This window comes from Homoserinibacter sp. GY 40078 (genome assembly GCF_008017545.1).
In the GTDB taxonomy this organism is placed as follows: Bacteria; Actinomycetota; Actinomycetes; order Actinomycetales; family Microbacteriaceae; genus Homoserinibacter.
The window spans coordinates 679,981-693,340 of the sequence record NZ_VRTZ01000001.1 but is presented as its reverse complement, the minus strand read 5'-3'; the positions used below and the strand labels follow the sequence as shown (position 1 = coordinate 693,340).

15 protein-coding genes and 1 tRNA gene are annotated in these 13,360 nt (G+C 70.9%); 5 read left to right on the top strand and 11 right to left on the bottom strand.

Going from position 1 to position 13,360, the window contains the following annotated elements:
• Nucleotides 1-171 precede the first annotated feature (171 nt).
• Genes FVQ89_RS03360 through FVQ89_RS03330 form a run of 7 tightly spaced genes read right to left on the bottom strand, consistent with a single transcriptional unit; the run spans nucleotide 172 to nucleotide 6,332 of the window.
• Entirely contained in the window at nucleotides 172-1,260 is a 1,089-nt protein-coding gene (locus tag FVQ89_RS03360) for an ATP-binding protein (RefSeq protein WP_147900492.1), read from the bottom strand.
• 10 nt (nucleotides 1,261-1,270) lie between these two features.
• Complete coding sequence (locus tag FVQ89_RS03355; RefSeq protein ID WP_147900491.1) at nucleotides 1,271-2,143, bottom strand: prenyltransferase; 873 nt, start codon at nucleotides 2,141-2,143, stop codon at nucleotides 1,271-1,273.
• Complete coding sequence (locus FVQ89_RS03350) at nucleotides 2,140-2,475, bottom strand: lycopene cyclase domain-containing protein (protein ID WP_147900490.1); 336 nt, start codon at nucleotides 2,473-2,475, stop codon at nucleotides 2,140-2,142. Before FVQ89_RS03350 ends, FVQ89_RS03355 begins: the two co-directional genes overlap by 4 nt.
• Nucleotides 2,472-2,810, bottom strand: coding sequence for a lycopene cyclase domain-containing protein (locus FVQ89_RS03345; RefSeq protein ID WP_147900489.1), 339 nt, complete (start codon nucleotides 2,808-2,810; stop codon nucleotides 2,472-2,474). Before FVQ89_RS03345 ends, FVQ89_RS03350 begins: the two co-directional genes overlap by 4 nt.
• Nucleotides 2,807-4,363, bottom strand: coding sequence for a phytoene desaturase family protein (crtI, locus tag FVQ89_RS03340; protein ID WP_147900488.1), 1,557 nt, complete (start codon nucleotides 4,361-4,363; stop codon nucleotides 2,807-2,809). Before crtI ends, FVQ89_RS03345 begins: the two co-directional genes overlap by 4 nt.
• Nucleotides 4,360-5,268 (bottom strand): squalene/phytoene synthase family protein, encoded by a 909-nt coding sequence (locus FVQ89_RS03335; protein ID WP_147900487.1) that lies wholly within the window; start codon nucleotides 5,266-5,268, stop codon nucleotides 4,360-4,362. The genes crtI and FVQ89_RS03335 overlap by 4 nt, the downstream gene beginning before the upstream one ends.
• Nucleotides 5,265-6,332, bottom strand: a complete 1,068-nt coding sequence (locus tag FVQ89_RS03330) for a polyprenyl synthetase family protein (protein WP_255513395.1) — start codon at nucleotides 6,330-6,332, stop codon at nucleotides 5,265-5,267. Before FVQ89_RS03330 ends, FVQ89_RS03335 begins: the two co-directional genes overlap by 4 nt.
• A 19-nt stretch (nucleotides 6,333-6,351) precedes the next feature.
• Here FVQ89_RS03330 and idi point away from each other — a divergent pair, with 19 nt between their 5' ends.
• A complete protein-coding gene (gene idi, locus FVQ89_RS03325) occupies nucleotides 6,352-6,888 on the top strand; it encodes an isopentenyl-diphosphate Delta-isomerase (protein WP_147900486.1) in 537 nt (178 codons plus the stop codon).
• Nucleotides 6,889-6,900: 12 nt separating this feature from the next.
• Here the strand turns inward: idi and dcd are convergent, their stop codons facing one another.
• The gene (dcd, locus tag FVQ89_RS03320; protein WP_147900485.1) at nucleotides 6,901-7,506 is read right to left on the bottom strand and encodes a dCTP deaminase; all 606 of its coding nucleotides are present in this window, start codon (nucleotides 7,504-7,506) and stop codon (nucleotides 6,901-6,903) included.
• A gap of 19 nt (nucleotides 7,507-7,525) precedes the next feature.
• Complete coding sequence (locus FVQ89_RS03315; protein WP_255513394.1) at nucleotides 7,526-8,209, bottom strand: TetR/AcrR family transcriptional regulator; 684 nt, start codon at nucleotides 8,207-8,209, stop codon at nucleotides 7,526-7,528.
• An 87-nt stretch (nucleotides 8,210-8,296) separates the two neighbouring features.
• Between FVQ89_RS03315 and FVQ89_RS03310 the strand changes: the two genes are divergently transcribed.
• The 4 genes from FVQ89_RS03310 (at nucleotide 8,297) to FVQ89_RS03295 (ending at nucleotide 12,148) form a co-directional block, all read left to right on the top strand.
• Nucleotides 8,297-8,953, top strand: a complete 657-nt coding sequence (locus tag FVQ89_RS03310) for a DUF4386 domain-containing protein (RefSeq protein WP_147900484.1) — start codon at nucleotides 8,297-8,299, stop codon at nucleotides 8,951-8,953.
• A 27-nt stretch (nucleotides 8,954-8,980) separates the two neighbouring features.
• Nucleotides 8,981-9,051 (top strand) — tRNA-Gly (locus FVQ89_RS03305).
• Between the two features lie 140 nt (nucleotides 9,052-9,191).
• Nucleotides 9,192-11,231: an Ig-like domain-containing protein gene (locus FVQ89_RS03300; protein ID WP_147900483.1), complete on the top strand. Its 2,040-nt coding sequence runs from the start codon at nucleotides 9,192-9,194 to the stop codon at nucleotides 11,229-11,231.
• A 191-nt stretch (nucleotides 11,232-11,422) separates the two neighbouring features.
• Nucleotides 11,423-12,148: an alpha/beta fold hydrolase gene (locus FVQ89_RS03295; protein WP_147900482.1), complete on the top strand. Its 726-nt coding sequence runs from the start codon at nucleotides 11,423-11,425 to the stop codon at nucleotides 12,146-12,148.
• Between the two features lie 6 nt (nucleotides 12,149-12,154).
• Here FVQ89_RS03295 and FVQ89_RS03290 read toward each other — a convergent pair whose 3' ends face one another.
• Nucleotides 12,155-12,985, bottom strand: coding sequence for a M48 family metalloprotease (locus tag FVQ89_RS03290; protein WP_187264878.1), 831 nt, complete (start codon nucleotides 12,983-12,985; stop codon nucleotides 12,155-12,157).
• 1 nt (nucleotide 12,986) lies between these two features.
• Nucleotides 12,987-13,358, bottom strand: coding sequence for a BlaI/MecI/CopY family transcriptional regulator (locus FVQ89_RS03280; protein WP_147900480.1), 372 nt, complete (start codon nucleotides 13,356-13,358; stop codon nucleotides 12,987-12,989).
• Nucleotides 13,359-13,360: the final 2 nt, after the last annotated feature.

Sequence of the window (13,360 nt, the reverse complement as noted above, 5' to 3'; positions counted from 1 at the left end):
CCCGCCGGAGCTGTAGATGGGTGCCGGCTGGTGTCACCGGAAGGAACTCCTGCATTTCTGAAACGGAAGTCGCGGAGAGCGGGGGCGAGCCAGGGCGCGCGGGGCGGGGTGCAGCGAAGGGGGCGAAGCTGGCCGCCGCGGCAGCCAGCCCGCCTGAGACCAGCGGCAGGGTCAGCGGAGGGGGACGGCGACGTCCGATCCGCCCTCACGGGTGAGGCGGGCGCCCATCTGCACGACCGACGGCTGGGCGATGAAGCCACCCGCCATCAGCGCCTGACCCTTGGCGAAACCAGGGACGCGCTCGAGCAGTGACGGCGGCGCGAAGCCGAACACGTCACCCAACTCGGCGAGGTCGCGGGGCGCGTTCATGCGCATGAGGGTGAGGTTGTCGCACTGGGTGAGCACGTTGGGGTGCACCTTCGACGGGCGCTGCGTCGAGATCAGCAGCCACAGCCCGTACTTGCGCCCCTCGGCGGCGATCTGCACGATCCGCTCGGTGAGCGCCTCCGCGAGCGGTGTGTCGGGGACGGGCGGGCACAGGTTGTGGGCCTCGTCGATCACGAGCAGGCGGGGGCGTCGCTCTTCGCGCTTCTCCCACAGGTGGTCGAGCACCGCGAGCGCCGCCGCACGCAGCTCGTCCGCGACGGCGAACCCGCCGAGGTCGAGCACGGTCGCATCCGGTTCGTCGTCGATCTCGTCGGTCGCGGCGCGGCCACCCCACGCCCACAGCGGCCAGTCGAGCACGCCGAGATTGTCGAGCCGGAGCGCCAGGTCACGCATCACGGGGTCGTCGCCGGCGCGCAGCTGGGCCACGACCTCACCCATCGACTTCGGGTCGCCGGGCGTATCCCAGTGCAGGCTCGCGTTGTACTCGGCGCGGTCGTGGAGCGGATCGATGCGCAGCGCTGCGGCACGGGCGCGGCGGTCCATATCCACGAAGCGCACGTGCAGCGAGTCGCCCTCCGCGTCACCCGAGCGGAACACTCGGATGTCCCGCTCGGCGAAAGCCTTCGCCACCTCCGCGGGCGCATCGTCGCGCACCTGACCGAGGTGCACGAAGTCGGAGTTCGGGTCGAACACGACGATCGGCAGGCGGGTCGCGAGCAGCAGCTGCTCGAGCGCCACCCCGAGCGCATAGGTCTTGCCGGATCCGGACTGACCGCACCAGAAGGTGTGTCGGTTGAAACGGTCGGCGAGCAACTCGGCCGCGACCCCGTCCTCGGCGTCGACCAGAGTTCCGACGGGCAGTTCGGGAGTCATGCGCAAGATCCTAGGGGGCCGGGGTTGCGCCGAGGAACGCCCAGGCGATGAGCACCATCGTCACCAGGAAGCCGGTGACGTAGTTGATCCAGAGGAACCGGCGCCAGCCGCGATTGGCGGATTCCGCATCCGCGTCGGCAACCGACCACCAGGGCGCGACGTTCGCGGCATACGGCAGCGCGAGCGCGGCGGCGAGCTGACCGGGCCACGGGGCGAGCAGGAGCAGCGCGCCCGCCGCGAGGTAGAGCACGAGGCTCAGGCGAACGGTCGCCCGGGCACCGATCACGGTGGCGACCGAGCCGATGCCGGCCTCGCGGTCGGCCAGCACGTCCTGCACCGCGCCGAAGGCGTGCGATGCCATGCCCCAGAGGAAGAACGCCGCGATCACGGCGAGGAGCTGCGGTGTCCAGGCGACGTCGGCGATCGCGAGACCGACGATCGCGGGGCTCACGAAGTGCGTGCTCGAGGTGACCGAGTCGAGGAACGGGCGCTCCTTGAACCTCAGCACCGGTGCCGAGTACGCCACGACCGCGGCGAGGCTCACCGCGAGCCAGACGGTACCCGACCACCACCCCACGATCGCGAGGTAGACGACGAACGGCACGCACGAGACGATCGCCGCGACGATCGTGGCGCGATGGTAGCTCGGCCGCAGCAGCGCCCCCTCCACTCCGCCTTTGCGCGGATTCCGGAGGTCGGACTCGTAGTCGAACACGTCGTTGATGCCGTACATCAGCAGGTTGTACGGGATGAGGAAGAAGATCGTGCCGACCACGAGCGTCGCGTCCAGTTGACCCGCGGCGAGCACGTAGGCGGCGGCGAACGGGTAGGCGGTGTTCACCCAGCTGACGGGTCGGCTCGCGACGAACAGCGCGCGGATCACGAGGCGGCCCCCTCGTCCCGATCCCGGCCCGGGCCCGGACCCCCCGGCGCGAGCAGGGCCCACACCGTCGGCAGCAGCACGGCCGCGGCGACCGTGTACGCGAAGTCCTCGACCGGCGCGACGCCGATGCGGATGCCGGAGATCTCGCCGGGGTCGTATCCGACGATCCCGACCGCCACGAGGACGTTGTCGAACACCGCCGTGAGCACGAGCAGCACCGCGAGCGTGAGCCCCACCCAGCGCCAGCGCGGGGCACGGCGCACGAGCACGGCCACGAGGGCCAGCAGGGCGACCGCGCCGAGGAACACGGCGTTCACGACGAGATAGGTCATCGCGCCACCTCCCGGCGCGTGCGGACGGCGCCGACGATCCGCGGCAGCCCGGTTACGAGGTTCATCGTCAGGTAGCAGAGCAGGGTGAGGAAGAAGAGCTCCTCGAGCGGCAGCTCGGGCGCGAGCTCGACCCCGATGAGCAACTCGGGGGCGCCGCGGAAGAAGATGCCCGCCCCGATGCCCACCGCATCCCAGGCGAGAAAGAAGGCAACGCCCACGACGAGCACGACTGCGGCCCGCAGCGGCGCCACCGCGAAGAAGAGCCGGAACCGCAGGTCGAGCACGACCATGCCGCCGATCGAGACGACGAGCGCCAGCAGGTAGAGCCAGTTCACGACTCCGCCCCGGCACGGTCGGGTTCGGGCAGCGGACCCGCGCTCGTGTCACCGCGCAGTCGCTTCACGACGAGTTCGGCGCTGATGAGGCACATCGGCAGGCCGATGCCCGGGATCGTCGATCCGCCTGCGTAGAGCAGACCCTCGACGCGGCGGCTCGCGTTGCGGCCGCGGAAGAAGGCCGACTGGCGCAAGGTGTGCGCCGGCCCGAGGGCGGTTCCGCGCCAGGAGTTCAGGTCGTCGCGGAAGTCCGCCGGCGCGATCGTGCGGCGCACGACGATGCGTTCGGCGAGGTCGTGCGCGCCGGTCCAGTCGGCGATCTGGGCGATCACACGATCCGCGAGCGCCTCGACCGCGGCATCGCCATCGCCATCCACGTTGCCGTGCCCGAGACGGGGGTCGGCGGGCAGCGGCACGAGCACGAACAGGTTGGTGTCGCCGGAGGGCGCGACGGATGCGTCGAGTCCGCTCGGCGCGCACACGTAGAGCGAGGGGGTGGCGGGCACCCGCTGTTCGTCGCCGAAGATCGCGTCGAAGTTCTGCTCCCAGTCGCGCGCGAAGAGGAGCGTGTGGTGCGCGAGCTCGGGCACCTCACCCCGCACGCCGAGCAGCAGCAGCAGGGCGCTCGGCCCGGGGGTGCGGCGCTCCCAATACGACTCCGGGTACGTGCGGTCGACCGGATGCTGCAGCAGCACGGTCTCGGTGTGGTGCAGGTCGGCCGCCGAGACGACGAGGTCGGCGGGCAGGAACTCGCCGTCGGCGAGCTCGACGCCCACAGCGCGACCCTCCTGCACCCGGATCGCGGTGACCTCGGCGTCCGTGCGCAGCTGCGCGCCACCCGATCGCGCCACCCGCTCCATAGCGGCGATCACCTGGGTGAAACCGCCCATCGGATACCGCACCCCGTCGACGAGGTCGAGGTGGCTCATGAGCGAGTACATGCTCGGCGCGAGCGACGGTGACGCCCCGAGGAACACCGCGGGGTAGCCGAGCACCTGCCGCAGACGCGGGTCGCGCACCGTACGGCCCGCCAGGCGGTCGAGCGGTTCGAGAAGCAGGCGACCGAGGCGCCCGCCGCGCCGGAGCACGCGCCCCGAGAACACGGGACCGAACCGCTGGAAGGTGGAGTACAGGAAGTGCGCGAGGGCCAGTTCGTAGATCTCCTGTGCGCGATCCAGGTATCCACGCATCCGCTCGCCGGACCCGGGCTCCACCCGCTCGAAGAGGGCGAGGTTCTCGTCACGGCTCGCGGCGATGTCGAGCGGCTCCTCGACGCCCTCGGCGTAGACGCGGTAGCCCGGGTCGAGGGTGACGAGCTCGTACTGCTCGGTCGCGGTCGTTCCGCACAGGCGGAAGAAGTGCTCGAACACCTCGGGCATGAGGTACCACGAGGGTCCCGTGTCGAAGCGGAAGCCGTCGTGCTCCCACGAGCCCGCACGGCCTCCGAGCGCCTCGTTCTTCTCGAGCAACAGCACCTCATGGCCTTCGCGGGAGAGCAGCGCGGCGGTTGCGAGGCCCGCGATGCCTCCGCCGATGACGATCGTGCGGGTCACGGTCTCCCCCTCTTCGGCATACCGCGGCGCACCACCACGCCCGCGGCGATCCGCAGCTTCACCGGATCCGGCACGCGGATGCGCGTGCTGAGCAGTTCGTTCGCCGGCGTGCGGCGGATGCGTGCGTTCAGCTCGGCGAAGAGGCCTTCGGCGAGCGCCACCGCGCGGCGGGAGCCGACGGGCAGCAGCGGCAGGGTCGCGCGTGCGGCGGCGAGGTCGTCATCGATGTCGTCCACGAGCCGCAGCTTGACCGCCTCGTCGAAGCTCTGCGCGTCGACCCCGGGGAAGTAGCTGCGCCCGAGCTGGAACGCATCCGCCGCGAGGTCGCGGAGGAAGTTCACCTTCTGGAACGCCGCGCCGAGGGCGCAGGCGCCGCGCTCGAGCCGGGCGAGCTCGTCGGCGCTGCGGGGGTGATCGATGAGGAACACCCGCAGACACATGAGGCCCACGACCTCCGCCGAACCGTACACGTAGCGAGCGAAGCTCTCGGGGTCGTGCTCGACCTCGTGCAGGTCGGCGCGCATCGAGGCGAAGAACGGGCGGGTGAGCTCGGCCCCGAAGCCCGCACGACGGGCGACCGTGGCGAAGGCGTGCACGACGAGGTTCGCCGAGTAGCCCTCCACCAGGGCCCGCTCGGTCTCGGCCTCGAACGCGTCGAGGAGCCGCCCCGCCGCCGCGGTGTCGAGCCCCGCCTCCGTGGCGCCCCCGTCGACGATCTCGTCGGCCACCCGCACGAGCGCGTAGACCTCTTCGATCGCGCGGCGGCAGCTTTCGTCGAGCAGACGCGACGCGAGCCCGAACGAGGTGGAGTAGCGGCGGATCACGAGGGCGGATGCCTCGCTCGCGACGCTGTCGTAGAGCCCGAGCCGCGCGATGGCGGCTCCCTTCTCCCCCGTGTGCTTCATCGGCCGCGCCGGAGCACCGCGTCGGCCACCGGGTGCAGTTCGGCGCGCAGCGCAGCCCCCACGTGGGGCTCGACGAGTCGGGCGAGTGCGCGGTTGGCGTAGTAGCGGGCGAGGCCGTCGGCGAACGAACGCGCTCCGGACTCCTCCAGGTGCGCGCGAAGCAGCGCGGCACCGTCCTCGTCGAGGCAGGGGTCGCCGAAGAGGTGCTCCACCTCGCTCCAGCCAGGCGCGGAGGTGGCGTATGCGATGAGCACGGTGCGCTTGCCCTCGCGCAGGTCGCCGAGCGTCGACTTGCCGGTCTCCGGAGTGCCGAAGACCCCGAGCACGTCGTCCACGAGCTGGTAGGCGGTGCCGATGTCGCGGCCGAAGTCGGCGAGCGTCGCAACGAGCTCGTCGCCGGCTCCCGCGAGGATCGCCCCGGCCTGCAGCGGGCACTCGAACGAGTAGACCGCTGTCTTCAGGCGCTCCATCACGAGGATGTCGTCCACCCGCGGGACCTCGGGAACCCACGAGAAGTCGACGTCGATGAGCTCGCCGGCGGCGCTCGCGAACAGCGCCTCATCCATCACCTCGTGCAGCCGGGCTCGGGTGTCGAGGTCGGCCCCCGAACGCTCGATGAGGCGGAACGCGCCGGTGAGCGCGAGGTCGCCCGCGATGACGGCGGCGCTCAGACCACGGTGCTCGGCAGCCTCCTCGCTCGCGCCCCGCGACCGCGCGAGGTCACGGGCGGCACCGGAGATGTTGGGTGCGCCCCGGCGCACGAAGTCGCCGTCGATGACGTCGTCGTGCACGATGAGCGCCGTGTGCAGCAGCTCGAATGCGGCGCCCACGTTCGCCGCCGCGTCGAGGTCGCGCCCGCCGAGAGCCGAGTAGGCGGCCATCACCATCCGCGGGCGGAACCGCTTGCCGCCGGTGGTCGCGGCCTCGATCTGATCCCAGAGTTCGACGTACTCGCGGCCGTGCGGCTCCGCGCGCTTCTTGGCTAGGCTGAAAAAACGCCCCAGCACGGCGTCCACTTGGGCTCCCCGCGTCGCAGCGGAGGAGGCCAGTTCGGCCGCATCCATCTAGGCAGGCTACCGGCTCATGTCGCTCCCAGGTACTCCCGAAGCCACGGAGCTCGTGCTGCTGCTCGGCGACGACGGCAAGCCCGTCGGCACTGCTCCGAAGGCCACCGTGCACACGGCAGACACCCCTCTGCACTTCGCCTTCTCGTGTCACGTCTACAGCCCGCAGGGTCGGATGCTGATCACGCGCCGCGCCCTCACGAAGGAGACCTTCGCCGGCGTCTGGACCAACGCGTTCTGCGGGCATCCCACCCCGGGCGAGACCGCGATCGCCGCTCTCACGCGCCGCGCAGGCGAGGAACTCGGCGTTCCCGTGCGCGATGTCGAGATCGTGCTGCCGCACTTCCGCTACCGCGCGGTCGACTCGAACGGCATCGTCGAGAACGAGATCTGCCCCGTGTTCCGTGCGATCGTCGACACCGACCCGCAGCCGTCGCGCGACGAGGTGTCGGAGTGGGTGTGGGCCGATCCGAGCTCGGTGCGGATGGCGGTCGCCGCCGCTCCGTTCGCGTTCAGCCCGTGGCTCGCGCTGCAGCTGGCCGCCTGGCCCTCCTGAGCGCGATCCGCGTTACTCCCCGGGAGCGCCCGCGGTCGTCGCCGTGACGTCGGTGCGGTGGAAGTTCTGCCACGAGCGCGAGGCGGTCGGCCCGCGCTGGCCCTGGTAGCGGTTCGCGTAGGCGCCCGATCCGTAGGCGTTGATCACCGGGGAGCTCGTGCGGAAGAAGCAGAGCTGGCCGATCTTCATGCCCGGCCACAGCTTGATGGGCAGCGTGGCGACGTTCGAGAGCTCGAGGGTGACGTGCCCCGAGAAGCCGGGGTCGACGAATCCGGCGGTCGAGTGCGTGAGGAGTCCGAGACGCCCGAGCGAGCTCTTGCCCTCCAGCCGCGCCGCGACGTCGTCGGGCAGCGTGACGAGTTCGTAAGTCGACCCGAGCACGAACTCGCCGGGGTGCAGGATGAACGGCTCGCCCGGCTTCGTCTCGATGAGGCGCGTGAGCTCCGGCTGCTCTTCGGCGGGATCGATGAAGGGGTACTTGTGGTTGTCGAAGAGCCGGAAGTAGCGGTCGAGGCGCACGTCGATGCTCGACGGCTGGATCATGTCGCGGTCGAGCGGTTCGAGCCCGATCCGGCCGGCGTCGAGTTCGGCGGTGATGTCGCGATCGCTCAGCAGCATGCGACGAGCGTATCGGGCGCTACGGGTGAGACGCCCAGCCCGCATCCCGCAGCCGGGCGAACGCGTCGAGAAGCAGATCGAGGGTGAACTCGAACTCGTCCTGCTCATCGCACGCGCCGGACGGGTTGCGCGTCGCGGTATCGAGGGCGATCGCCGTGATGTGGGGGTATCGCTCGCTCATCACGCGGAGCGTCGCCTCCTGCTCGGCGGGCGTGGGGGGCGTGCGCGGCGGCTCCTCGAAGGCTTCCGGGCTGAAGCCCCAGATGCGGTGGCCGAGCGCGTGCATGGCGTGATGGGTGAGGTCGACCGAGTAGCCGGCGGCGAGGAAGGCGCCCGCGACATCGTCCATGTGCGCGAGCACGGCGGGTGTGCGACGGGTGCGGGTCTCGATGGCGCGGCGCATCCACGGATGCTCGACGAGCGCCCGGCGTGCGGCGAGGATGCGTGATCTCACGGCATCCGCGCCGGTGAGCGCGGGATCGGTGGCCGCGTACGCGGTGACGACGGTGTCGACCATGCCGTCGATCAGGTCGTCCTTGTCGGCGACGTGCTTGTACAGCGCCATCGGCACGACGCCGAGTCCGGCGGCGAGTCCCCGCATGCTGATCGCGTCGAGGCCTTCGTGGTCGGCGAGATCCACGGCGGCCGCGAGCACGCGGTCGCGGTCGAGGGGGATCCGCTGGGTCCCGGCCGTGGTCGTCACCTCGCCATCTTGACAGGTGTACAGCGTACACCATAGGTTCTGATCGACCGGTGTACGCCGTACACCTAGCTCCCGGAAAGGACTCCCGTGATCCCGCACCGCCGCCTCTCGCTCGCCGCCGGCCTCCTCTACCTCGCCACCTTCGCCACCTCTATCCCGGCGGCCCTGCTCAACGCGCCGCTGCTCGCGGGGGCGGCGGAGCCCTCTGCCTTTGCGGCCCAATGGTCGGCGGTGCTCGAGGTGCTGCTCGCCGTCTCGTGCATCGGAACGGCGGTCGTGTTGGCACCCGTCGTGCGACGCGTGAGCGAACCGGCCGCTCTCGGATTCGTCGCCTCGCGCACGCTCGAGGCCGGGATCATCGCGGTCGGCGTGATCGCCGTGCTCACCCTCTCGGGGATGCGCGCGACCGGCACGGATGCCGCCGACCCCCTCGCACAGGCGCTCGTTGGCGTGCACACCTGGTCGTTCCTCATCGGCCCGGGGTTCCTGCCCGCGATCAACGCGCTCTGCCTCGCGCCCGCGCTTCTACGCGGCCGCCTTGTGCCGCGCGCCATCCCGCTCATCGGCATCATCGGCATCCCGCTGCTCGCCACCTCCGCAGGGGCGACCCTCTTCGGCGTCTTCGGCCAGACCTCGCCGCTCGCGGCAGTGGCCGCCCTACCGATCACCATCTGGGAGCTGTCGCTCGGGCTGTGGCTCGCGATCCGCGGCTTCCGGCGCGACGCCGTCGAGCGCCTCCTATAAGCTCTACCGGTAGCCGTTCGCGGCTGCGGGGCTGTAGTTCAATGGCAGAACTTCTGCTTCCCAAGCAGACAGCGCGGGTTCGATTCCCGTCAGCCCCTCCGTCGATTCTTCTCCGGCTCCGTTTGTCGCCGCCAAGCCGATGCGGTGTGACGGCTTACTTGAGTGTCCACTTGGCCCCTTTCCTGGGCTAGGGTGGGCATGTTCCCGAGATCCGTCCCTCGACTCAAGGTCTCAACTCATGCCACGGCTCTGGAACATCTCTGCCTGCTCGCTTCTCGCTCTCGGGCTCGTCGCGGCCTCCGTCTCACCCGCCCATGCGGCGGGTGCACCCGACTACGAGGAGGCGGTGAGCTTCGCCCCGCCCGACGGCAAGAACGCTGGGTACGCGATCGATCTCGCCGGCGATGTCGCCGCCTCGACCCGCGTGCGCGGCACCTCGGTCGACGTCATGGAACACGTGGGCCCGGGGCGCGACGACTGGCTCACCACGACGATCACCGCACCCGTCACGGGCAAGGGCTTCGGCACCGCTCTGACCCTCGACGACGACGGGGATCGGCTCTTCGTCGGCTCGCCGCAGGGGGCCACGGTGCATGTCTACGAGCGTGCGGCAGCCGGGAAGTGGCCGCTCACGGCAACCCTCACCCCGCCGGATATCGCCCAGACGAGCGAGTTCAAGAACTTCGGTGAGGCTCTCGCGTACGACGACGAGCGGCTGGTGATCGGCGTACCGAACGCGGATGTCAACGGACGTTTCGCGGCAGGTTTCGCGTTCGTCGTCGATCTCTCCTCGGGCGAATGGGACGCGCTCATCCCGCCGGAGCCGATCGTCAGCAGCATCACCGGGCAATCGGTGGCCATCGACGGCGACCGCGTCGCCGTGAGCGCCGTGCAGAACCGGTTCAACGGCGGCGTGCAGATCGGCGGCGTCTACCTCTGGGACCTCGCCTCCGGCGACGACCCGCTCTTCACCTCGCAGCCCGACACCGACCCGAAGGTGTGCCTCACCTCCGGCAGCGGCGGGCCCGCGTTCGGCATGTCGCTCGAGTTCGAAGGCGAGCTGCTCTACGTCGGCTCGCCGATCGAGATCGACTACGCCGCGGATCAGCCGGAAGTCGGCTGCACGATCGCCGAGGTCGAGGCCGGCAGGACCACCCAAGGAGCGGTCTACGTGCTCGACGCCCAGCTGCAGCAGGTGGGCGCCAAGATCGTCCCCGCCACCAAGACCCTCTCGTTCGGATACTCGATCGAGATCGAGGGCGGCACTCTGTTCATCTCCGGAAAGGACCTCGCCACGGGAGAGGGTGAAGTGCAGCTCGCCGAGCTGTCGACGATCGACACGACCTCCGCGGGCGACGAGAACAACCGCATGACTTTCCCGCACGCTCAGACGCTGCGAACCGCGGACGCGACGAGCGCCCCGGGCCTCGGGCAGCAGATCTACGGTCAGGGCATCCACGCGAGCGGCGATCGAGTGCTCGTCAACGCGTCCCGCACCGTGGGAGCCGCGCATCTCTTCGCCCCGGCCGTGATTCCGGCCGCCGCGAGCATCGACGCGCACGAGATCGAATACGGCCAGTCGGCCGAACTGACGGCGCGGCTCACCCCCGGCACCGTCGATCTCGCCGGTGGCTCGGCGACCTTCTCTGTCGACGGAGACAAGCTGCCGGGGGCGCCGATCGGTTCGGATGCGACGCTGGTCCGCGCACCCGCCCCGGCCCTACTGCCGGTGGGTGAGTACGCGATCCACGTCACGAACCTGCGCGACCGGCTGGACCGCGACGTCGAGGCGACCAGCACGGCGTCCATACTCACCGTCGTCGCGGCACCCACACGGGTGCGGGTCGACGACACCGCCGCGGGCGACTCGCTCAGCGGCACCGTGAGCGGCGCACACGGAACCGTCCCCACCGGCGAGGTGACGATCGACGTGGATGGCGAGCCCGTCGGCACAGCGGCACTCGACGACGGCCGCTTCACGTGGGACGTGCCCGAAACGCTGCGCGCGCGGGACGACGTGGCGTTCGCGATCCGGTACACCGGCGATCGCAACCACCTGGCATCCGCCGCCGACATAACCGGGAACGACACCGCGCCGTCGCCCGATCGGACGCCGGCCGACCCCGCAACGCCGCTCACGCCCGCGGGCGACACCGACCTCGCCGCAAGCGGTGCAGAGATCTCGATGGGGCTCGCCGTCGCCAGTGCTCTGCTCCTCGTCGGAGGTGTGCTCGCCGCGCGCGCGATCGCGCGCCGCCGACAGGAGCGCGACGCCTGAGCTCCCGCCTCGAGAAACCGGCCCCGTCCGCGCCCATCACCCGGCGCGGGCGGGGCCGACCTCTCCCCACGACCCCTCTGGTGCCGAGCCTCGCTCAGTCCTAATGTGAGCGGCAGAGCGCCCTCTACGACGCCCGGCACCACTCCTCGCATCACCCCCGAACACACGGCACGCGACGGAAGGGAACCACCATGTCGGAAACACCCACGATCGTCCTCGTTCACGGAGCCTGGGCCGACGCGTCCAGCTGGAACGCGATTGTCCCGCCCCTACACGACGAGGGCTACACCGTCCTCGCCCCGGCCAACGAGCTGCGCTCGGTCGACTCCGACTCCGCCTACGTCGCGTCGTTCCTGGCGCAGCGCACCAGCGGACCCGTCGTTCTCGTCGGCCACTCCTACGGAGGCGTCGTCATCACGAACGCCGGACACGCGGGCGACGTGCGCGCACTCGTCTACGTCGACGCGTTCATCCCCGACGAAGGCGACACCGTCGCCGGAATCCTCGACGGATCGAGCTCGGCACTCGCCGTCGCCGACCCGACCACCGTGTTCGACATCGCGGGCTACCCCGGCGCGCCAGAAGGTGCCGCCGACGCGTACCTCAAGCCCGCGACCGTCCACAACGCGTTCGCGCAAGACCTCCCGGAGTCGGACCGGACGCTGATCGCCGCGACGCAGCGACCCATCTCGTTCGTCGCGAACGTCTCGCCATCAGGGCCGCCTGCATGGAAGAGCATCCCGAGTTGGGCGGTGCTCGGCACCGACGACCTCGTGATCCCGATCGACGTCCAGCGCCGAATGGCCGAGCGGGCGGGCGCCACCATCAGCGAGGTGGCGGGGTCACACGTCTCGATGGTGTCGCATCCGGAGGCCACCCTCGCTGCGATCCACGCGGCGATCGCCTCGATCGGCTGAGTCGGCTCAGCGGGCGCCGACGGCGGCGCGCAACACGCTCGATCGGGATGCCGCTCGGGCGGGACGCCACCGTCGGCCCTCGAGCCGCGCCGCGCGCAACTCCGCCGCCGGGTTGGTCTCGACCTCGGCGATACGCACGAGAGCGTTCGCGAGATGCGCGGCACCCGCACGGCGCGCGGCATGGTCGTCGGCGATGAGTTCCAGCAGCAGGCGGGTCGTGCGGCGCAGCTCTCGCGGGGCGCGCAGGCCCGGAAGGCACGCGGCGTTCAGGTCGGCGAGGCGCACCGCGAGCGCATGCCGGCCGACAAGATGCGCGCGCTCGTGCTCGATCACGGCACCGAGCTGGGCGGGCGAAAGCAGCCGCTGCAACCCCGCGGACACCACGATGGCCCGCGACCGGCCCGGCACGGCGCACGCGAACGGCCGATCGATCGACGACACGATCAGCTCTGTGCGCCCTTCCGTGGCGAGCACCTCGTGCGGTGCCGCCAGTACCGCGTCGCGCTCCGACTCCTGCATATCGACGAGCAGCTCATGACGCGAGGCGACGAGCGCGGCAAGCGCGCCCACCACGAGCAGAGCCGTCCACCCGGCGACCGTCGCCACGATCCCCTCGGTCCCGGCCGTCGCCCCGGAGGCACCGGCCGCGCCGACCGCCACGAGCACCGACACCACGACGCTCGCGACGAGTGCCGCCACCCCCGCAAGCAGCGCGGCATGCCATGCCGCGAGCGCCAGCCGCGGGAAGCGCACCTGCCAGTGACCGAGGGTCAGCAGACGCGGAGCGAGCCAGACCGTCGCAACGGTCAGGCCCACGAGCGCCAGCGCGATGATCACCTCAGCGCTTCCCCCGTCGGGTCAGGGCGTCGCGAAGGAAAGCCACATCGTCGTCTGCGAGGTCGCCCGCGAACTGCAGCAGCGCCGCACGGCGGTCGACGCCGACCAGCGCACCGCGCATCAGTTCGCTCGCGTTCTCGACCTCGCTGAGGGCGGCCTGGAAGCGCACCCGGCGGGGCGACTCCGCGAAGCGCAGCACCTCGCCCTTCTCGACCAGCCGCTCGAGAGCGGTCAGCACGGTCGTGAGCGCGGGGCGGATGCCGGGCACCGCATCCTGGATTTCCGCGGCACTCGCCGGGGCCTCGTGGCTGCGCAGCACGCGCAGGATCTCACCCTCGAGCTCGCCCTTCGCGCGCGTCCGGATGCCGGCCATGA